This is a genomic window from Streptomyces justiciae, assembly GCF_015163075.1.
Taxonomy (GTDB): Bacteria; Actinomycetota; Actinomycetes; order Streptomycetales; family Streptomycetaceae; genus Streptomyces; species Streptomyces justiciae.
Genome location: NZ_JADDXU010000007.1, coordinates 399,245 through 419,379 on the forward strand (window position 1 = coordinate 399,245; position 20,135 = coordinate 419,379).

At 69.4% G+C, this 20,135-nt stretch carries 15 protein-coding genes; 3 read left to right on the forward strand and 12 right to left on the reverse strand.

The features are described from left to right. Positions 1-163 precede the first annotated feature (163 nt). The 3 genes from IQ210_RS21950 to IQ210_RS21960 all read right to left on the reverse strand — a co-directional run bounded on the left by IQ210_RS21950 (position 164) and on the right by IQ210_RS21960 (position 2,309). Positions 164-799 carry a hypothetical protein gene (locus IQ210_RS21950; protein ID WP_194080763.1) on the reverse strand — a complete coding sequence of 212 codons (636 nt, stop codon included), beginning with the start codon at positions 797-799 and terminating at the stop codon, positions 164-166. 68 nt (positions 800-867) lie between these two features. Next, on the reverse strand, positions 868-1,569 hold the full coding sequence (locus IQ210_RS21955) for a ribonuclease HII (protein WP_194080764.1): 702 nt from the start codon (positions 1,567-1,569) through the stop codon (positions 868-870). A 116-nt stretch (positions 1,570-1,685) separates the two neighbouring features. Continuing rightward, positions 1,686-2,309: a TetR/AcrR family transcriptional regulator gene (locus tag IQ210_RS21960; protein ID WP_194080765.1), complete on the reverse strand. Its 624-nt coding sequence runs from the start codon at positions 2,307-2,309 to the stop codon at positions 1,686-1,688. 187 nt (positions 2,310-2,496) lie between these two features. On the opposite strand from IQ210_RS21960, the gene IQ210_RS21965 reads away from it, so the two are divergent. Next, a complete protein-coding gene (locus IQ210_RS21965) occupies positions 2,497-4,044 on the forward strand; it encodes an MFS transporter (RefSeq protein ID WP_194080766.1) in 1,548 nt (515 codons plus the stop codon). 319 nt (positions 4,045-4,363) lie between these two features. Here the strand turns inward: IQ210_RS21965 and IQ210_RS21970 are convergent, their stop codons facing one another. From IQ210_RS21970 to IQ210_RS21980, 3 genes are all read right to left on the reverse strand, one after another. Beyond that, a complete protein-coding gene (locus tag IQ210_RS21970; RefSeq protein ID WP_194080767.1) occupies positions 4,364-5,269 on the reverse strand; it encodes an ADP-ribosylglycohydrolase family protein in 906 nt (301 codons plus the stop codon). 12 nt (positions 5,270-5,281) lie between these two features. Next, positions 5,282-5,941 carry a histidine phosphatase family protein gene (locus IQ210_RS21975; RefSeq protein ID WP_126274730.1) on the reverse strand — a complete coding sequence of 220 codons (660 nt, stop codon included), beginning with the start codon at positions 5,939-5,941 and terminating at the stop codon, positions 5,282-5,284. 119 nt (positions 5,942-6,060) lie between these two features. Further along, the gene (locus IQ210_RS21980; protein ID WP_194080768.1) at positions 6,061-6,666 is read right to left on the reverse strand and encodes a YdbC family protein; all 606 of its coding nucleotides are present in this window, start codon (positions 6,664-6,666) and stop codon (positions 6,061-6,063) included. A gap of 148 nt (positions 6,667-6,814) precedes the next feature. Here IQ210_RS21980 and IQ210_RS21985 point away from each other — a divergent pair, with 148 nt between their 5' ends. Then, positions 6,815-7,348 carry a TerD family protein gene (locus tag IQ210_RS21985; RefSeq protein WP_194080769.1) on the forward strand — a complete coding sequence of 178 codons (534 nt, stop codon included), beginning with the start codon at positions 6,815-6,817 and terminating at the stop codon, positions 7,346-7,348. Between the two features lie 143 nt (positions 7,349-7,491). Here IQ210_RS21985 and IQ210_RS21990 read toward each other — a convergent pair whose 3' ends face one another. Beyond that, positions 7,492-10,386, reverse strand: a complete 2,895-nt coding sequence (locus IQ210_RS21990; RefSeq protein WP_194080770.1) for a vitamin B12-dependent ribonucleotide reductase — start codon at positions 10,384-10,386, stop codon at positions 7,492-7,494. A gap of 162 nt (positions 10,387-10,548) precedes the next feature. Next, a complete protein-coding gene (gene nrdR / locus IQ210_RS21995) occupies positions 10,549-11,091 on the reverse strand; it encodes a transcriptional regulator NrdR (protein WP_194080771.1) in 543 nt (180 codons plus the stop codon). Positions 11,092-11,654: 563 nt separating this feature from the next. Here nrdR and lexA point away from each other — a divergent pair. Beyond that, positions 11,655-12,434: a transcriptional repressor LexA gene (gene lexA / locus IQ210_RS22000; RefSeq protein WP_059198553.1), complete on the forward strand. Its 780-nt coding sequence runs from the start codon at positions 11,655-11,657 to the stop codon at positions 12,432-12,434. A gap of 152 nt (positions 12,435-12,586) precedes the next feature. Here lexA and IQ210_RS22005 read toward each other — a convergent pair whose 3' ends face one another. The 4 genes from IQ210_RS22005 to IQ210_RS22020 all read right to left on the reverse strand — a co-directional run bounded on the left by IQ210_RS22005 (position 12,587) and on the right by IQ210_RS22020 (position 19,799). Then, positions 12,587-14,557, reverse strand: coding sequence for an ATP-dependent DNA helicase (locus tag IQ210_RS22005; RefSeq protein WP_194080772.1), 1,971 nt, complete (start codon positions 14,555-14,557; stop codon positions 12,587-12,589). 294 nt (positions 14,558-14,851) lie between these two features. Further along, complete coding sequence (locus IQ210_RS22010) at positions 14,852-15,667, reverse strand: GNAT family N-acetyltransferase (RefSeq protein ID WP_194080773.1); 816 nt, start codon at positions 15,665-15,667, stop codon at positions 14,852-14,854. 128 nt (positions 15,668-15,795) lie between these two features. Further along, complete coding sequence (locus IQ210_RS22015; protein WP_194080774.1) at positions 15,796-17,718, reverse strand: IucA/IucC family protein; 1,923 nt, start codon at positions 17,716-17,718, stop codon at positions 15,796-15,798. A 428-nt stretch (positions 17,719-18,146) separates the two neighbouring features. After that, the gene (locus IQ210_RS22020) at positions 18,147-19,799 is read right to left on the reverse strand and encodes an aminotransferase class III-fold pyridoxal phosphate-dependent enzyme (protein ID WP_194080775.1); all 1,653 of its coding nucleotides are present in this window, start codon (positions 19,797-19,799) and stop codon (positions 18,147-18,149) included. Positions 19,800-20,135 lie beyond the last annotated feature (336 nt).

A 20,135-nucleotide genomic window follows, 5' to 3' on the forward strand; every position in this document is an offset into this window, starting at 1 on the left:
GAGCTTCCCGAGGCTCTCTCAGCCGCGCCGGAACCGACCTCGGCGAGGGCACGCGCACGGACCGCCCTCAGGCGTCCGCGCACGACAAACCTCCCACCGTGCAGGCGCCGCCGCGGCGGCGCCTTCGTCACCCCGGCGTCCCCTCGGGTTCACCGGTACGGGCTCAGACGCCCGCGCCCAGCACCGAGTTGATCTGCTGCGGGTCGCCGCAGACGATCAGCAGAGCGCCGGCCCGGCTGTGGGCCAGGGGCAGAACGGTCGCGGCAACGGCGTCGGCACCGCCGTTGACGGCGACCACGACGACGGGGCGCGTGGCGGCACGGCCGGCGGCGTCGGCGTCCAGGTAGAAGACGTCGTCGCCCGCGTCGTGCTGGGCCCAGTAGGAGGCTTCGCCGAAGGACAGCTCGTGGGTGGCCCACGGGTGCTGCTCGCCGGTGGTGATCACCAGCACGTCGCCGGGGGCACGGCCCGACTCCAGGAGCAGGTCCACGGCTTCCTCGGCGGCGTCGAGCGCGCCGTCGGCGGAGGCCGGGATCAGCTGGATCTGCGGGGTCGCCGGGGCCGGAGCGGCGGCGCGGGGCGCCGGGCCCGACGGTCCGGGCTTGGCGGCCACGTCATGCGGCGCACGCTGCACCGGAGGCGTGGGGCGGAGGGGGCCGGGACGACCGGGACGCGGGTGCGCCGCGGGCCGGGGGCCGGGTACGGGGCGGGGGGTCGGCGCGGTACGGCCACTGGCCGGAGTGGCGCGGGGACCCTGGGCACTCTCGTGAATCTGAGGCTCCTCGGGAAGGAGAGGCATGAGCTGACTTTTATCAAACATTGGTGCGGCTCGCGTCGGCGGGTGGCACATAAGTGCGAGCGGAACGGTCAGAAATCGAAGCCGAGCTGGCCCTCGATCTCCGGAACGCGTCCGTCCGCCCAGCTGCGGACCTTCTTGAGATGCCGCCACTGGGGCAGCGCATCAAGATACGCCCACGACAGCCGGTGGTACGGGGTGGGTCCCCGCTCCTCCAGCGCGGCCTTGTGCACGGGTGACGGATACCCGGCATTGTCCGCAAAACCGAAGTCTGCATGGTCGATACCCAGTTCGGCCATCATTTTGTCGCGCTGAACCTTGGCGATCACCGAGGCCGCCGCGACCGCGACGCACGACTGGTCACCCTTGATCACCGTACGGACCCGCCACGGGACCCCGAGATAGTCGTGCTTGCCGTCGAGGATCACCGCCTCGGGACGGACCGGCAGGGTCTCCAGGGCGCGGACCGCCGCCAGACGCAGAGCGGCCGTCATGCCCAGCTCGTCGATCTCCTCCGGGGACGCGTGCCCCAGGGCGTACGACGTCACCCACGTCCGCAGTACCTCGGCAAGCTCGGTGCGTCGCTTGACGGTGAGGAGCTTGGAGTCGGTGAGGCCTTCGGGGGGTCGGCGCAGTCCGGTGATCGCCGCGCAGACGGTGACGGGGCCGGCCCACGCACCGCGCCCCACCTCGTCGACACCGGCAATGACCTTCGCTCCGGTCGTGGCGCGGAGGGAGCGCTCGACGGTGTGTGTAGGTGGTTCGTACGGCATGGCGCCCTTAGCGTACGCCGCCTGGATCACCCGGCGACACCCCGGTTCCCCGAGTGGCGTCACAGTGGGCGCGAGGCCCCCTCAGCCCGCGGCCCCATGACCGCCGCCAGGCCCCCTCAGTCGCCGCTCGGTCGCAGCAGTGGAACCATGAACTGGTCGATCATCTCCTGCAGCTCCTGGTCGCTCCATTCGCTTCCGCTCATCTTGGAGCGGTACATCATCATCGCCGGGATCGCGTCGAAGACGTAGCTGTTCGCGGCATCGGCACGGACCTCTCCCCGCTCGATTCCACGGGTGATGACCTCTCCGAGCAGCCTTAGTGTCGGCTCCACTACCCCGCCGAAGATCACGCCATGGAAGCGCTCCGCCTGAGCGTCGTCGCATTCGTGAATCACCGCGCGGAGGGCGAAGCCGGGACGTGAATACATCGCGTCGCGCGCCTGCCGACAGAGCGCGAGGAGGTCTTCGCGGAGCCCGCCCAGGTCCGGCGCCTCGTCGATCAGCGGCAGTCCGGCCTTGAGGGCGTCGGCGACGAGGTCCTCCTTGGAGGGCCAGCGACGGTAGACCGCAGCCTTGCCGGTCTGGGCGCCCGCGGCGACGCCCTCCATGGTGAGGCCCTTCCAGCCGACCGTACTGAGTTGCTCCAGCGCGGCGTCGAGGATCGCGCGCTCGAGCACGGCGCCGCGCCGACGGAGGGAGGACGCCTGAGCGGGGGCGGCCGTCCAGCGCGAGGTAACCATCTGAGTTTCTCCAGCGAGCAGGGGAAGCGGGGATTCCGGGGACATGGGGAAGACGCGCGGCGACGACGGGGGGACACGCCGCACGACCACAATCTAAGTGAACGCTTGCGTTCACTATGGAGGACTCACTACCGTGGACGCGACAGTGAACGCGAGCGTTCACTAACGCACTTGTGGGGGACCCATAGTGACAACCTCTCAGTTGATCAAGGATCAGAAGCCAGGTGCGGCGCGCCGGGAAGGACGCCCCGGCATCGCACTCGCCGTCATCGCCGCCTGCCAACTCATGGTGGTACTCGACGCGACGATTGTGAACATCGCACTCCCGCACATTCAAGACGCTCTGAAGTTCAGCACCACCGACCTCACCTGGGTCGTCAGCGCCTACACACTCACCTTCGGCGGACTGCTGCTTCTGGGCGGCCGCGCAGGTGACATCCTCGGCCGGCGGCGGGTGTTCACCGCCGGCATCCTGCTGTTCACCTTCGCCTCGCTCCTCGGCGGACTCGCCCAGGAACCCTGGCAGTTGCTGGCGGCGCGCGTCCTGCAGGGTGTGGGGGGCGCGATCGCATCGCCCACCTCGCTCGCTCTTATCACCACCACGTTCCCCGAAGGCCCAGAGCGGAACCGGGCCTTCGGAGTCTTCGCCGCCGTCTCGGCGGGCGGCGGCGCGATCGGCCTGCTCGCGGGCGGCATGCTCACCGAATGGCTCGACTGGCGGTGGGTGCTCTTCGTCAACGTGCCGATCGGTGTCCTGATCGCCGTCCTCACGCCGTTGTACATCAGCGAGTCCGAACGGCACACCGGCCGCTTCGACATCGCCGGCGCACTGACCTCGACGGCCGGCATGGCGTCCCTGGTCTACGGCTTCATCCGCGCGGCGGACGAGGGCTGGCGGGACGGTCTGACGATCGGCTCCTTCGCTGCCGCGGTCGTCCTGCTGCTGTCCTTCGCGTTCATCGAGACGCGCGCGAAGGAACCGATCACCCCGCTGCGGATGTTCGCCGACCGCAACCGCTCGGGCACGTACGTGATCATGCTGAGCCTGGCCGCGGCGATGTTCGGCATGTTCTTCTACATCGTCCTCTTCGTACAGAACGTGCTGGACTACACCCCGATCGAGGCGGGCCTCGCCTTCCTTCCGGTGACGGTCGTGATCGCTCTCGGCGCGGGTCTGTCGCAGCGGTTCCTGCCGGTGCTCGGCCCCAAGCCGTTCATGCTCGTGGGCTCGACCCTCGCGGTGATCGGCCTGTTCTGGCAGACCCTCATCAGCTCCGACAGCACGTACGCCGGAGGCGTGCTCGGCCCGATGCTGGTGTTCGGCTTCGGCATGGGCCTGAACTTCGTCACGCTGACCATCACCGCGGTCTCCGGCGTCGCCCAGCACGAGGCGGGCGCGGCGTCCGGGCTGCTCAACGCGACGCAGCAGGTGGGCGGGTCGCTCGGCCTGTCCATCCTGACCACGGTGTTCGGCTCGGCCAGCAAGGACGAGGCGGAGAAGCAACTGCCCCAGTTCATGGCCGACGGGACGGCGGAGCAGAAGGCGGAGTTCGCCAAGACGCATCAACTGCCCGCGCCGTGGGGCCACGAGGTGCTCGCGCAGGGCATCTCTACGGGATTCGTCGCGGCGGCCGCGATGGCCGTACTCGCCCTGGCCACCGCATGGCTCGTCATCCGGGTCCGCAAGAGCGACCTGGAAGCGCTCGCGGGCACGGCGGGCCCCGGCCTCGGCTGACCGGAGGGGGCTCGCACAGAGCCGTGGATGGCCGGACCCGGACGTCGCCACGACGGAGGACGAGAACGCCGGTCCGGTCATCCACACAGCGAGGGTCAACCAGCCCACCAGGACCCACACCCCGTACATGCCACCCCCTACGACCGTCGTACCGTCGCCTGGCCGCATGTCCCGATGGATCACGCAGCGGATACCACGACAACGCACGGCCGGTTACGCAGAGTTCCCACCCTGCACGGAGAGTTTTCGCGCATCCGGTGATCGACCGAACCCGCCCCCGCGGACGGAGATCGACACCGCTACGGCGAGGGGTGCCGACTCAGGAGGCCAGCGCCATCCATTCCGGCAGCGCCTCGGTCCGCCCCACCCACTCGGCAGGCGGCGCTCCCGCCTTCCCCGAGGCGATGATGCCGCCCACGATGGCGCAGGTCGTGTCCACGTCGCCGCCCACCTGGGCGGTCGACCAGAACGCCTCCTCGTAGTCACCGAGAGACCGGGCGGCCGACCAGATCGCGAAAGGCACCGTGTCATGGGCGGTCGTACGCCGTCCGCAGCCCAGCACGGCCGCGACGGTGCTCGCATCGCCGTAGTCGAGCATGTCCCTGGCGCGGCGCAGGCCCGCTCCCACGGCGGACTTCGGGACGAGCGCGACGACCCCGTCGAGGAGTTCCTCGGCACTGGGCGGACCGCTGGGGGCCGCGACCAGCGAGGCCGCCGCGGCGACCGCCATGGCCCCGACCACGGCCTCGCGGTGCTGATGCGTGGGATAGGCGGAGATCTCCGCCTGATGCGTCGCCTGCTCCGGGTCGTCCGCGTACCAGGCGCCCAACGGGGCGATCCGCATCGCGGCGCCGTTGCCCCAGGACCCTTGTCCGTTGAAGAGTGCGGCGGCGAGCTCACGCCAGTCGCCGCCTTCGCGGACCAGTCGCAGCAGACGGTTGACCGCCGGGCCGTAGCCGCGGTCGAAGTCGTGGTGATGGGCGAAGGACTGCGCCAGCGCGTCCTGGTCGATGCGGTGGTGGGCGGCCAGGACGGCCACCACGGAGCAGGCCATTTCGGTGTCGTCCGTCCACTGCCAGGGCTCGGACGGCAGCTCGCGGCGCTTGAGCAGTGGGTAGTTCACCGGCACGAAGAACTGTGAGCCGAGCGCGTCCCCCACCGCGAGTCCGCGCAGGCTGGACAGGGCGCGGTCCAGGCGCCCGTCGGGAGAGGAATCAGCGGTCATCGCTCTGCCACTCTATCCGGTGATCCCGTACGGTTCCGGATCTCGCCAGCGGTCAAAGGGCCGGTCAAGGGCGTACCGGCCGTCGTCACCGAGAACGAGCATCCGCATCTCGGCGTTCCCGGGATTCGACAGCGACTCGAATTCCGCGACGCTCCAGTGGAACCAGCGCATGCAGAACAGGCGCATGGCCAGGCCATGGGTCACCAGCAGGACGTTCGGTGGATGGTCGGGGGCCTCGAAGCTGCGGAAGAGGCTCTCCAGGAAGCCGCCGACCCGGTCGTACACGTCGGCCCCGGACTCCCCCTGGGCGAAGCGGTAGAAGAAGTGGCCGTACGCGTCCCGATAGGCCTTCTGCAGCCGTACGTCGTCACGGTCCTGCCAGTTCCCCCAGTCCTGCTCGCGCAGCCGCGGCTCCTCACGCACGCGTACCTGCTCGGGGTCGAGATGGAAGGCGCGGAAGGTCTCGTGGGTACGGCGGTACGGCGACACGTAGACGCTGACGCGTTCGCGGCCGAATATCTCGCGCAGCCGTTTACCCGTCTCCTCCGCCTGCTGCCATCCTCGCTCGGTCAGTGCCAACGCGTGGTCGGGCTCGCGTTCGTACACGGTGTCATCAACATTGCCCGTTGACTCGCCGTGCCGGACAAGGACGATGCGCCGTGGTCGTGCCATGCCAAAACCCTAGATCGGGTCAGCCCGGATCGAGCACCCGTACGGCCTCCATACGGCGTAGGTCACACATTTCCTGCACCACAGGCCTCAGAACGGCTCACGCGCAGCGGGTCCGGATCTCAAACCGTCCAGGTCGGTTCGAGCTCCACGATGTCTCCGGTGAGAGAGGCCACGTCGGCCTCGATCTGGGCCCGCAGAGCCAGCCGCTCGACACGTTCGGTGCGGTACTTGCCGTGCTCGGCGGCCGACTGCCACATCGACAGGACGAGGAACTCATGGCCCGGCGCCTCGCCGAACAGGCCGCGGATCATGCCGGGCGAGCCGGCCATCGCCGGGTTCCAGACCTTCTCCTGCATCAGCGTAAAGTGCTCGGCGCGTTCCTCGTGGACCCGGCAATGGGCGACGCGCACCAGGTCGGCGTCGGTGAAGCGCGGCTCGAAGCCGGTCTTCACGTCGAAGCGGTAGTCGAAGAGCTTGACCTGCGCGTCCTTGAACGTGCCTGACTGCGCAGACGCCAGCCGGTCGTGGGATCGGGCCATGAAGGAGTCGTAGAACGAACGGCTCTCCCAGAAGGAGAAGATGTGCGCCACTCCGGTCCGCCCCCGGCTCCAGCCTCCGCCCTGTCCCCGAAACCCCGGCTCACCCAGTAGCCCCGCCCACTTTCGCTGCCCCCGCTCGAAGCCGCGGCGGTCCACCACGGTGCAGCGAATCCACTTGACCAGCACCGCGCCATCGTAAGGCCACGCAGCGTGGCGTCGGTCACGCTCCGGCAGAGATCTCTCCCGCGCGGGGTGCCGAGTGCGTGGCAGGATGGACAACCGGCCCTGACCACATGGCAGTTCGGGCCGCGACACACGGGGAAGGGGAAGCCTGGTGAACGGCCTCAACAAGGGGATCCGCAAGGTCGAAGTCGCACTGAAGTGGGACCCGAGTCCCGCGGGCCACGCAGCCACCGACCTCGACATCGTGGCCGCGCCCTACCCCGCGAGCGACCCGTACGGCGACCCTGGTTACGTGGTGCACTTCGACAGCCGCTCCCCCGACGGCACCATGTACCTCAACCGGGACAGCAAGGACGGCAAGGGCTTCGGCTGGGACGAGGTCATGACGCTGGAACTCGACCGGCTCGACAGCCGGTACGCGCGCGTGGTGGTCGGCGTCGTCATCCAGCAGCGTTCCGGGGAGCGTACGTTCGTCGGCGTGACCAACCCGGCGCTGCGCATCCGTGAGGGCTACACGGTGCTGACCGAGGACGACTTCGGCACAGTACTCGGGGCCACGGCGGCAACCGTCGCGGAGTTCGTCCGGGACGGCTCCGGGACCTGGGAGTTCCGTCCTGGCATCCATGGCTTCGAGGACGATCCGGCCGGGTTCAGCTCGGCCATGGGGAAGGCACACCAACCCTGACCCAGTGATCATGGGTCGCCCCAACGATCTCAACTCCTTGAGAAAAGGCCCAGGAGCCCTGACTCCGCGGCACGCGGACATGCAAGAGGCGGTGGAGCCGGAACCGGCCCCACCGCCCTCACAGATCACTCACGCGTGCGCGATCAGCTGCAACCGCTGGTCGAGCCGCAGCCCTCGCAGATGTAGCAGGAACCGGCGCGCTGCATCTTCGTACCGCAGGAGAAGCAGAGCGGGGCGTCGGCCTGGATGCCCAGCTGCATCTCCACCAGCTCGGCGCTGGTGTGGGCCTGCTTCGGGGCGGGCTTGGCCGCCTCGACCTCGGCCTTGGGCGTGACGACGGCCTTCAGCTCCTGGGCGCGCGGCGCCGACTGGGCCAGGCCCTCGACGTCGACCTCTTCCTCGGTCGGCTCGTAGGAGCCGGTCTCGAGGTGACGCTGACGCTCCTCGGCGGAGTGGATGCCGAGCGCGGAGCGCGTCTCGAAGGGCAGGAAGTCCAGCGCCAGGCGGCGGAAGATGTAGTCGACGATCGACTGCGCCATCCGCACGTCCGGGTCGTCCGTCATACCGGCCGGCTCGAAGCGCATGTTCGTGAACTTCGAGACGTACGTCTCCAGCGGCACGCCGTACTGCAGGCCGACGGAGACCGCGATCGAGAAGGCGTCCATCATGCCCGCGAGGGTGGAGCCCTGCTTCGACATCTTCAGGAAGACCTCACCGAGACCGTCGTCCGGGTAGGAGTTGGCGGTCATGTAGCCCTCGGCGCCGCCGACCGTGAAGGACGTCGTGATGCCGGGACGGCCCTTGGGGAGGCGCTTGCGGACCGGGCGGTACTCGACGACCTTCTCGACCGTCTCGCGGATGGTCGCCTCGGCCTTGGCGGTGACCTCGGCCTTCTCCTTCTCCTTGGTCTTGGCGGAGAGGGGCTGGCCGACCTTGCAGTTGTCGCGGTAGATGGCGAGCGCCTTGACGCCCATCTTCCACGCCTCGAAGTAGATCTCCTCGACCTCCTCGACGGTCGCCGACTCCGGCATGTTGACCGTCTTGGACAGGGCACCGGAGATCCAGGGCTGGATCGCGGCCATCATGCGGACGTGGCCCATCGCGGAGATGGAGCGCTCGCCCATGGCGCAGTCGAAGACCTCGTAGTGCTCGTGCCTGAGGCCCGGGGCGTCGACCACGTTGCCGTTCTCGGCGATGTGGGCGACGATCGCCTCGATCTGCTCCTCCTGGTAGCCCAGGCGGCGCAGGGCCTGCGGGACGGTGCCGTTGACGATCTGCATCGAGCCGCCGCCGACCAGCTTCTTGAACTTGACCAGGGCGAGGTCGGGCTCGAGGCCGGTGGTGTCGCAGGACATCGCGAGACCGATGGTGCCGGTCGGGGCGATGACGGACGCCTGGGAGTTACGGAAACCGTTCTTCTCACCGAGACGCAGCACGTCCTGCCAGGCCTCCGTGGCGGCGGCCCAGATCGGCGTGTCCAGGTCGTCCATGCGGACGGCCTTGGTGTTCTCGTCCGCGTGCTGCTTCATGACCCGCAGGTGCGGCTGCGCGTTGCGGGCGTAGCCGTCGTACGGGCCGACGACCGCGGCGAGTTCGGCGGAACGCTTGTACGACGTGCCGGTCATCAGGGAGGTGATGGCGCCGGCGAGGGCACGGCCGCCGTCCGAGTCGTAGGCGTGGCCGGTCGCCATCAGCAGGGCGCCGAGGTTGGCGTAGCCGATGCCGAGCTGGCGGAACGCGCGCGTGTTCTCACCGATCTTCTGCGTCGGGAAGTCCGCGAAGCAGATGGAGATGTCCATCGCGGTGATGACGAGCTCGACGACCTTGGAGAAGCGCTCGACGTCGAAGGACTGGTGGCCCTTGCCGTCGTCCTTGAGGAACTTCATCAGGTTCAGCGAGGCGAGGTTGCAGGACGTGTTGTCCAGGTGCATGTACTCGCTGCACGGGTTCGAACCGTTGATACGGCCGGACTCCGGGCACGTGTGCCAGTGGTTGATGGTGTCGTCGTACTGGATGCCCGGGTCGGCACACGCCCAGGCGGCCTCGGCCATCTTGCGGAACAGGGCCTTGGCGTCGACCTCTTCGATGACTTCACCGGTCATCCGCGCGCGGAGGCCGAACTTGCCGCCCTGCTCGACGGCCTTCATGAACTCGTCGTTCACACGGACCGAGTTGTTGGCGTTCTGGTACTGGACGGACGTGATGTCGTCACCGCCCAGGTCCATGTCGAAGCCCGCGTCGCGCAGGGCGCGGATCTTCTCCTCTTCCTTCACCTTGGTCTCGATGAAGTCCTCGATGTCAGGGTGGTCGACGTCGAGGATGACCATCTTGGCCGCGCGGCGGGTGGCGCCACCGGACTTGATGGTGCCGGCCGACGCGTCGGCGCCGCGCATGAAGGAGACGGGACCCGAGGCGTTGCCGCCGGAGGACAGCAGCTCCTTGGAGGAGCGGATGCGGGAGAGGTTCAGGCCGGCGCCGGAGCCGCCCTTGAAGATCATGCCCTCTTCCTTGTACCAGTCGAGAATCGACTCCATGGAGTCGTCGACGGCCAGGATGAAGCAGGCCGAGACCTGCTGCGGCTGGGGCGTACCGACGTTGAACCAGACGGGGCTGTTGAAGCTGAAGATCTGGTGCAGGAGGGCGTACGCCAGCTCGTGCTCGAAGATCTCGGCGTCGGCGGGCGAGGCGAAGTACTTGTAGTCCTCGCCGGCCTTCCGGTACGTCTTCACGATGCGGTCGATCAGCTGCTTGAGGCCGGTCTCGCGCTGCGGGGTGCCGACGGCACCGCGGAAGTACTTGCTGGTGACGATGTTGACCGCGTTCACCGACCAGAAGTCGGGGAACTCGACGCCACGCTGCTCGAAGTTGACCGAGCCGTCGCGCCAGTTGGTCATGACGACGTCACGACGCTCCCACTGGACCTCGTCGTACGGATGCACGCCGGGGGTGGTGTGGATGCGCTCGATACGCAGTCCCTTGGTGGCCTTGGCGCCCTTGGCTCGGGAACCTCGTGCCGGACCGCTCGCCGTCTCTGTCATGCCGCCTCCCTGTACGGGCGAAAACGCCCTGAAGTGCCCCGATGTTCCCGTGGCACGGTGTTCTGTCTTGTATTGCGGGCACCCACTCGCTACCGCCCGCAACAGGTCTTCGATCGCCGCCGTCCGGCCGCCCCGGTGTCTCCGTCCGGGCCGACCCAGTGATCAGTCGGCGGCACCCGCGGGCTCGGGGACCGATACGGCCTCTCCCGCCCCGCGGTCGTCTTCTTGGCTCCCCACGTCCGCGTCCGCATCGGGACGCCCCGTCGCCTCCCTCAGCTCCACGATCGCGGCCTCGAAGTCCTCGAGCGAGTCGAACGCCCGGTAGACGGAGGCGAATCGCAGATAGGCGACCAGATCGAGCTCCTGCAACGGGCCGAGTATGGCCAGCCCCACGTCATGGGTGGTCAGCTCGGCGCTCCCGGTGGCCCGCACCGCCTCCTCGACCCGCTGGCCGAGTTGGGCGAGAGCGTCCTCGGTGACAGGTCGTCCCTGGCATGCCTTGCGCACGCCGTTGATGACCTTGGTACGACTGAAAGGCTCGGTGACTCCGGACCGCTTGACCACCATGAGCGAACACGTCTCCACGGTCGTGAAACGACGGGAGCAGTCCGGACACTGGCGGCGCCTGCGGATCGACGTGCCGTCGTCGGTCGTACGACTGTCGACGACGCGGCTGTCGGGGTGCCTGCAGAAGGGGCAGTGCATGAACTCCCAACCCTCCTCACAGCAGACTCAATAGCCTCGCTGGACCCCATGGGCCCCTCGAAGCAGCCCCAAGCATAGGCGATCTCAGGGGCTGCGAAGACCCGGGGGACCACAACTTCTGGGCTGCTGTAGCAATCCAAGCACTAGATGTAGGGATCGTCACCGCAAACACGCCGTACGCGCGTGTTGCTCTCGTATTGGCATGTGCCGCATGACCGAGGCGCCACGCGGGACATGGCCGTGCACAGGCGTACCGCTGCGGCGCATGCGGAGATACCGTGGGCGCCACACGGAGAGGGCGTGGGACTCCCGCGCAGATGAGGGCCGCATCCCGGTTGACGGGACGCCGGATGGCAGACTGGGTCGACAACCCACGAGGTCGCCACCCGGCGGTGAACAGTACAACAAAGGGCCCTTTTGTCCGCCAGGCGTCGCGTTGGCTATACACCCAGGCACATGATCACGTCAGGTGAACCAGACTTTTTCACTCGAACGTGTGTTTGGCGCAACCTTTCGAAAGCAACTACCGTTGTCCAGCAGGGAGACCATCGAGAGGGGCCGACGTGACCACCACCGCAGACAGTGCCACCATCACTGCCCAGGACCGCTCCCAGGGCCGACTCGAGCCGGTGCATGCGATGAACGAAGCCGTGAATCCCGAGGGACACAAGCGCTCCCTGCCGGGCCGACCTCCAGGCATCCGCGCCGACAGCTCGGGACTCACCGACCGACAGCGCCGGGTGATCGAGGTCATCAGGGACTCCGTGCAGCGGCGTGGCTACCCGCCGTCCATGCGGGAGATCGGACAGGCGGTCGGCCTCTCCAGCACGTCCTCGGTCGCACACCAGCTCATGGCACTGGAGCGCAAGGGCTTCCTGCGCCGCGACCCGCACCGCCCGCGCGCGTACGAGGTGCGCGGCTCCGACCAGGCCGCCTCCGTGCAGCCCACGGACACCGCCGGCAAGCCCGCCGCGTCGTACGTCCCGCTCGTCGGCCGTATCGCCGCCGGTGGCCCGATCCTCGCGGAGGAGTCCGTCGAGGACGTCTTCCCGCTCCCCCGACAGCTCGTCGGCGACGGTGAGCTGTTCGTCCTCAAGGTCGTCGGCGACTCCATGATCGAGGCCGCGATCTGCGACGGCGACTGGGTCACGGTCCGCCGCCAGCCGGTCGCCGAGAACGGCGACATCGTGGCCGCCATGCTCGACGGCGAAGCCACCGTCAAGCGCTTCAAGCGCGAGGACGGCCACGTCTGGCTCCTCCCGCACAACGCGGCGTACGAGCCGATCCCCGGCGACGACGCGACCATCCTCGGCAAGGTGGTGGCGGTGCTGCGCCGCGTGTGACGGCTGCGGCGGGCAGGCCCTTTCGAGGTCCGCCCCCTGACCGGGCCCCGGGACCCCTGCGCCGGTTCCGGGGCCCAGTGCTGTGCGGCGTCTTCGGACGCCTGAGGCGTGGGTTTGCCCGACCGGTGCCGGTCGGGCAAACCCACGCCCACTCACTCCGCCTGCTTCGCCACCGCATCGATCGCGGCCAGCGACTTCCGGACCTGGTTACGGTCCGTCGTGTACCAGAAGTCGGGCAGTGACGCCTTCAGATAGCTCCCGTACCGCGCGGTCGCGAGTCGCTGATCCAGTACGGCCACCACACCGCGGTCCCCCGATGCTCGTACGAGGCGGCCGGCGCCCTGGGCCATGAGCAGCGCCGCGTGCGTGGCGGCGACCGCCATGAAGCCGTTGCCTCCCGCGTCCTCAACGGCCTTCTGGCGGGCGCTCATCAGCGGGTCGTCGGGCCGCGGGAACGGAATCTTGTCCATGACGACCAGCTGGCAGCTGGGGCCGGGGACGTCCACGCCCTGCCAGAGCGACAGCGTGCCGAAGAGGCAGGTCTGAGGGTCGGCCGCGAAGTTCTTGATCAGCTCGCCGAGCGTCTCCTCGCCCTGGAGGAGGATCGGGAACTCGGGGATCCGGGAGCGCAGTTCCTCGGCGGCGAGCTGCGCGGCCCGCATCGAGGAGAACAGGCCCAGAGTGCGGCCGCCGGCCGCCTGGATCAGCTCGGTCAGTTCGTCGAGCATGTCCGCGCGGTCGCCGTCCCGCGCGGGGCGCGAGAGGTGCTTGGCCACGTACAGGATGCCCTGCTTCGGATAGTCGAAGGGCGAACCGACGTCGACGCCCTTCCACTGCGGGAGGTCCTCACCCTCAGTGCCCTCGGGGGCCAGTCCCAGGGAGGCGCCCACTCCGTTGAAGTCACCGCCCAGCTTCAGGGTCGCCGAGGTCAGAACGACCGAGCGGTCCGCGAAGAGTTTCTCCCTGAGCAGCCCCGACACCGACATGGGGGCGACACGCAGGGACGCGCCGAAGCGGTCATGGCGCTCGTACCAGACGACGTCCCACTCGGAGCCGTTCGTGATCCGCTCCGCCACGTCGTGCACGGTCTCCACGGAGGCCAGCGCCTGCTTGCGGACGGCGTCCTCGTCCTGGACGGACTTGTCCCGGGTGGCGCCGATCGCGGAGATGACGGTCCTGGCCGCGTCGCGCAGGGCCATGAGCGCGTAGGCGAGGTCCTCCGGGATCTCCTCCAGGCGGCCGGGAAGGGCGAGCTCCATCAGCCGCTCGAAGCCCTCGGCGGCGGTCTGGAGCTGGTCGGCGGCCTTTTCGTTGACGAGCTTCGCCGCGCGGCGCACCGCGCGGTTGACCTGGCCGGGCGTGAGCTCGCCGGTGGCGACGCCGGTGACCCTCGACACCAGCTCGTGTGCCTCGTCGACGATCAGCACCTCGTGCTGCGGGAGGACCGGGGCGCCCTCGATCGCGTCGATCGCGAGCAGCGCGTGGTTGGTGACGACGACCTCGGCGAGCTTGGCACGCTCACGGGCGTTCTCCGCGAAGCACTCGGCGCCGTAGGCACACTTCGTGGCGCCCAGGCACTCGCGAGACGACACCGACACCTGGGCCCAGGCCCGGTCGGAGACGCCGGGGGTGAGGTCGTCCCGGTCGCCGGTCTCCGTCTCGTCCGACCAGTCACGCAGCCGCAACAGGTCCTGGCCCAGCTTGCTGGTGGGGGCGGCCGCCTCGAACTGGTCGAAGAGGCCCTCCTCCTCGTCCTGCGGCACACCCTCGTGCAGCCGGTGCAGGCACAGATAGTTCGATCTGCCCTTGAGCATCGCGAACTCCGGGCGGCGGCGCAGCAGCGGGTGCAGGGAGTCCACCGTACGCGGCAGGTCACGCTCCACAAGCTGGCGCTGGAGGGCCAGGGTGGCGGTCGCGACGACGACTCTCTCCCCGTGCGCGAGCGCGGGCACGAGATAGCCCAGCGACTTTCCGGTGCCGGTGCCGGCCTGGACCAGCAGATGGGAGCCGTCGTCGATCGCCTCCGCGACGGCTTCGGCCATGGTCACCTGACCGGGGCGCTCCGTGCCGCCGACGGCAGTGACGGCAGCATGCAGGAGTTCGGGGAGTGAGGGCTTCGTCATAGCGCGACAACCCTACGGCCCGGCACTGACAAACGAGTGGTCAAGGGTGAGACGAGGGGCTGGATCGGGCCTCGGTGAGGGCAGGGGCACGATCGGTTGGGGTCGCTCGGGGGCGACTGGGGTCGGAATCGGTCGGTTGCGGTCAACACCGGCCGACTGTGTATGCGCATGCCTGGTTTCGGCGGGATCCGCTCGGCTGGAAAAAGCTGTCTCGCGAGTGGGAACCGGATCGGCCCGAGCGGTGTACCAAAAGTGATGACGATGTGACGCGAGGTGACATCGACCGGCATCGGGTCACAGCACCTCGCGCAGTGACCGGTCGCGGACCATCAGGGCCGCTCGCTTCTCGGGCAGATCGATCTCGGCGGAGAAGCGGAAACCGGCGCTCAGGAAGGCGGAGACGGAGGGGGTGTTGCGAAGGTCGGGTTCCGCGATGACGCGTGCGCAGGCGGGTCGTTTGTTCAGTGCGAGGTCGGCGACGGCTCTGAGGAGCGCGCTGCCGAGCCCTCGCCCACGGTCGGTGGCGGCTCCAATGAGGAGGTGGATTCCGGTGTCATGAGGTCGGGCGGGATAGTGGCGGGCCACGGGATCGAGGTCGGCCCGGTAGATCTCCCAGTAGCTCATCGGCGTGCCGTCCAGCATGCCGAGACAGGGCACGCTCCGCCCGTCGCCGGAGAGCTGGGATCGCACGTGATCCTCGGTCCGGTTCTGGGGCCCGGCCAGCTCCCAGAACTCCGCAACGGTGGGGTCGTTCATCCAGCGGCCGAGGAGCGGTAGGTCCCGCTCGGCATGTACGGGAACGAGGTGGAAAACACCCACGGGTGTGGTTACGGGACCCCAGTCGGCCACTCCGTCGAGGAGGTCGTCGCGGTCCGGGCCTCCCGCGCCCAACTGCGCCCTGCTCTCGGCGCCGCTCGGCTCCGCACCGGCGTCGGCGGCCTCGTCGGCGATCAGCGCGAGGAATTCGTCGGGCAGACGCAGGTCGAGCGTGTCCTCACAGTCCGTGCCCGGGGCCTCAACTGGACCGAGGTCGGCGCCGGCGCCCGCACCGGTATCGGCGGTCGGGGCAGGGGCGGTGGTGGCTTTGGCGCTCGCGTCGGTGGACGGCACGGCGGCGCTCCTCTCAGGAGACGGGTCGGGGCATGTTCCTCAGGAATGAACGGACAGAAATGACACGCGTGACAGGTATTGCCGGTGGAGCTGAAGCAGTCCGGAAGGGGTTGGGCGAGTGAAGGGGGTCAGGTGTGAAGGGGGTTGGCGATGGTGACGTAGACGGACTGGGTGTCGACCGGGCCGACGAGTTCGTCGAGACCGTGCAGTCGGGTCAGGAGGTTGGCCTTGCAGCGCAGGACCGGTGAATCCAGCAGTCGGGCGGGCAGCGTGGTGCGCAGTCGAGCGGGTCCGGAGGCGACATCGCCCAGGAAACGACGGAAGGCGGCGAGCAACAGACGTTCGTCGGCCAGACGTTGGGAGCCGAAGGCGCCGATGAGCCCGAGGACGTTGTTGATGGCGAGGTAGTACGCGAAGCGTTCGTCGGTTACCTCGTCGGAGACGAAGGTGTCACTGTGCTCGCCGATGCCGGGCAGCCGGGCGTCGAGTTCGGCGCGCCGCGAGTCGCGGAAGTAGTAGCCCTGGTTATCCCGGTAGCGGCCGCCCATGGGCCAGCCGTCGCCGTCCAGAAGGACCAGCGTGTTCTGCTGATGCGCCTCCAGGGCGATACCGGCCTCCGCGTCGAACCACAGCACCGGGCGGACGACCTGTTCCAGATAGCGCAGGAACCACTCGGCGGCGACGGCGCCCAAAGGTCGTCCGGTTCGGCCGGCAAGGCGTGTGACGACCTCCGCCAGTCGGGACCGCATGGCCGGCTGGTCGGCGGCCGCCCCCGCACCGGCACTGGCACTGGTCGGCCGACCGGAAGGCCTTGGCGCCACGAGTCCGGCGACGCAGGAGACATCGTCGGTGGGCGTGAAGGGGTTGTGCCGGATCATCACGTCGAGGCCCGGCACAGGCCTGCCGTCCGGTCGGTCGACGGCCAGCCAGGCCGGATCGCGGACGATGTCGAAGCCGGGGTGTACGGCCTGCCACTGCTTGGCGAGCCCGCTGCGCAGCAGTCGGTGGACCTCGACGCCTCGATGGAGTTCTTTGCGGAGGTTCTGACGACGGGAGTTGGTGATGCGCAGGCCGAGCGACAGTTTGAGCATGGCGGGCGCGCCGGACCGGTGGACGGTGCGTACGGAGGAGGTGGGGTGCCAGGGAGAGCCGTGAGCTCCGAAATCGTGGAGCAGTCCGGCGTCGAACAGTGCGGCGGTCGCGGGGTCGTGCCGGGCTTCCCGCAACTGCCAAGGGTGCAGCGGCAGAGCCGCATGATCGTCGGGGAGCGGTAGCTCCGATCCGGCGAGGCGTGCGGTGAGTTGAGCGGCGGGGATGAGGCGTCCGCGCTCGGTCCAGGCAGAGTCGGCGGCGAGGAGGGAGGGGGCGACAGCGATCCAGTGCAAGGGGAAGGCGCCGCGCAACTCGGGTGAGTACAGCCGCGCTTCGGCTTCTGTCAGGCCGTCACGGCTCTTCGGTGTGGGGTGCAGGGGATGGCCAAGCACCAGGGCCTGTTCGGCCGCGAGGAACAAGTCGAGCTCGTCCGAAGGATGTTCCCTGCGCTCGCGGATGAAGGTGGCGGTACGACGCACGGAGTCGGCGACGCGGGCCACGAGGTCGGTGCCATCTGTGGCTGTGGGCGTGGCGGTGTGGTGAGTCTCGGCCGTGGTGGCGGCGGGGGCAGGCGATGTGGCGGCAGGGGCGGAGGTTGTGTCGGCCGGGCTGTCTGCCGAGGGCTCTCTCGCGAGCAGTGCGGCGAGGGTGACGGCGTCGAGAGATGGTGACTGTTCGGGGGCGCCGGCCAGTTTGGGTGCGCCGAAGCGGTGCCAGCCCGTCGGTGACCAGTAGTGGACGGGGGCCAGCAGGGCGGTGCCGCTGGCGGGGAGCGGGATGCGGAGGGTCCCGTTAGCGGGGGCGGGGAGTCCGGCTTCGCGTACCCAACAGCGCAGCAGGTTCTCCAGGGCGGCGGACTCTGCGGCGGTGTGCGGGTCGGGATGGTCCAGGGGGTCTGCTGTGGCGCCGCGTAGCCCGTCGGCGTTCGGGTGGGGTGCTGGTGGACGCGGGCGGCTCATCGGTGCGGAGGTTTCGCCTCGGTCTGTCGCCGAGTGGTTGTCGGAGCCGTCGGATCGCCTGGTGGTCGTGGTCGTCCGCTCCTCCGCGAGCTGGGCGTCCTCGGGCCGCCCCGGCACCCGTGCCTGCTCTTGCTCCCAGCCCCGCCGCCCACGGCCTTGTGCCGGGACCCGTTCCGGCGAGCGGGTCTCGGGGACGCCTGTCGGTCCAGTACCCGGCTCCGGCTCGGTCTGGTGGGGAGGCTCCATCGTGGCGCGGCCTGATGTCGGCGTGTGGCTGGGGCCTGCGGAGGTCGGGGTGGTGTTCAAGGCTGTTCCTTGGGAGCGGGGCGGGGACGGGTGTCCAGGTAGAGGGGTGTGGCGATCTGTGAGGCCGGGTTCCTAGGGGATCGGGCGGAGGGCGTATGGGGGTTCGAATGGAGGTGGGAATGTCATTGATCTCGGCGATCTGGGTGATCTGGGTGATCTCGCTGTTGCGGTTGCAAGTGCTGCACCAGATCTCGCTCAAGCCGCTGCGCCAGCCGCCTCCGCTTCGGCTGACGGCCCTGCTCCGACCGTCTCTCCCCGCGCGAAGTGTGGTCATGGGCTGCGGCTTCCACCGCGTCGGACAGACGGTCGAGCACCGCTTCCGCCTGCTCGTCAGTGATGGTCAGCGGCGGGAGGAGGCGGACGACGTTGCCCCTGGTGCCGCCGAGTTCGACGATCAGGCCGCGGCGCAGGCACTCCCGCTGTACGGCGGAGGCAAGTTCGGGAGCGGCGAGTCGAGGGCCGGCGCCGGTGCCAACCCCGCCCATACCGGCGCCGACGCCGGCACGGGCCCCAACACCCGCGCCCGCACCCGCACCCGCACCCGCACCCGCACCCGCACCCGCACCACGCGACGCGCAATCGGCCCCGGTTCCCACCTCACCGTCATCCACCTCGCCGTCCTCAGCCCCACCGCACACATCCACCCCACCCCCGTCCTCCGGCCCCACCAACTCCACCCCGAGCATCAGCCCCCGCCCCCGCACGTCCCCGACACAGTCGAACCGCCCTTGCAGGGAGCGGAGATGGGCGAGCATGCGGGCGCCAAGGAGAGAAGCGCGTTCCGCGAGACGGTTCTCGCGGACGTGGGCGAGCGTGGCCGTTCCCGCGGCCATGGCGAGTTGGTTGCCGCGGAACGTGCCTGTGGGGGCGATGGGTTCACGGACACCGAGGTCGTCGCGGTACACCACGACCGCGAGCGGGAGGCTGCCTCCGATGGCCTTGGACAGCACCATCACGTCGGGAGTGATCCCGCTGTGCTCCACGGCCCAGAAGGCGCCGGTGCGGCCCACTCCCGTCTGGGTCTCGTCGGCGATGAGCGGGATGGACCGGTCGGCAGTGAGCCGGCGCATGCGTCGCAGCCAGGCGTCCGGCGCCGGGATCACTCCGCCCTCGCTCTGCACGGGTTCGACGATCATCCCGGCGGCACCGTTCGCACCCGAGGCGGGGTCGTCGAGGACGGATTCCGTCCAGCGGGCGGCGAGTTCGGCGCCCCGTGCGCCGCCGACGCCGAGAGGGCAGCGGTAGTCCTGTGGGTAGGGCAGCCGTGGGGCCCGTACGTCGGCCGCGTCCCCCGCAGCCACCAGAGCCGCATCGGTCATGCCGTGACGGGCACCGGTGAAAGCCAGCACCCCCGTGCGCCCGGTCGCCTCCCGGACGAGCCTGTACGCGGCCTCCACGGCGTCCGTGTCGGCCGGCCCGCAGAACTGCACGCGCGCGTGGTCGGCGAGACCGGGCGGCAGGGTGCGGAACAACTCGGTGCGGAAGGCGTCCTCGACAGGGGTGGCGAGACCCAAGGCGTGCAGTGGCGCGCCGGAGTCGAGAACCCTGCGGATCGCCTCCAGCACGACGGGGTGGTTGTGTCCGAGGGCCAGGGTCCCCGCGCCGGAGCAGCAGTCGAGGTAGCGGCGGCCGTCCGCGCCCTCGATGGTCAGCCCGCGTGCCCGCACGGGCACGATCGGGAGGGCACGCGCGTAGGTGCGCGCCGCCGGCTCGCGCGCCGACTGGCGTCGCAGGGTCCCCGCGGGCGCGTATCCGCTGTGCAGAGCCTCGGCCACGTGTTCCTGTCCTCCCGCCGTCGTCCGACGCCCCGGCCGGGCCGAACTCCCGCCAGGGGCACGGAGGACCGCAACCGCACCCGGACAGCAGGCCCCCCAGCGCTACCAACCCCGGACGCCGCACCGGGTTACGGGTTGCCTCAAGATCCTTGCCGTGACGGAACCGTTGCCGTTCCGTGGGATGTCCCCCACAGCGAGCGCATAGTGTGTGATGCCGTTCCAACAGGCCGTGAGAGCACACGCCCGGGGCATCCGGGGGTCGGCGCGGGATCGATGTCAACCGGCTTGCGATCAGACCGCGTTCGGCGTGGGCTCATGGCCGTCGCGCCAAGTTCG

Bases quoted from the DNA above. Each gene is read 5' to 3' on its own strand.
- IQ210_RS21950 (WP_194080763.1), bottom strand. From the start codon at position 799: ATGCCTCTCCTTCCCGAGGAGCCTCAGATTCACGAGAGTGCCCAGGGT.
- IQ210_RS21955 (WP_194080764.1), bottom strand. From the start codon at position 1,569: ATGCCGTACGAACCACCTACACACACCGTCGAGCGCTCCCTCCGCGCC.
- IQ210_RS21960 (WP_194080765.1), bottom strand. From the start codon at position 2,309: ATGGTTACCTCGCGCTGGACGGCCGCCCCCGCTCAGGCGTCCTCCCTC.
- IQ210_RS21970 (WP_194080767.1), bottom strand. From the start codon at position 5,269: ATGACCGCTGATTCCTCTCCCGACGGGCGCCTGGACCGCGCCCTGTCC.
- IQ210_RS21975 (WP_126274730.1), bottom strand. From the start codon at position 5,941: ATGGCACGACCACGGCGCATCGTCCTTGTCCGGCACGGCGAGTCAACG.
- IQ210_RS21990 (WP_194080770.1), bottom strand. From the start codon at position 10,386: ATGACAGAGACGGCGAGCGGTCCGGCACGAGGTTCCCGAGCCAAGGGC.
- nrdR (WP_194080771.1), bottom strand. From the start codon at position 11,091: ATGCACTGCCCCTTCTGCAGGCACCCCGACAGCCGCGTCGTCGACAGT.
- IQ210_RS22005 (WP_194080772.1), bottom strand. From the start codon at position 14,557: ATGACGAAGCCCTCACTCCCCGAACTCCTGCATGCTGCCGTCACTGCC.
- IQ210_RS22015 (WP_194080774.1), bottom strand. From the start codon at position 17,718: ATGAGCCGCCCGCGTCCACCAGCACCCCACCCGAACGCCGACGGGCTA.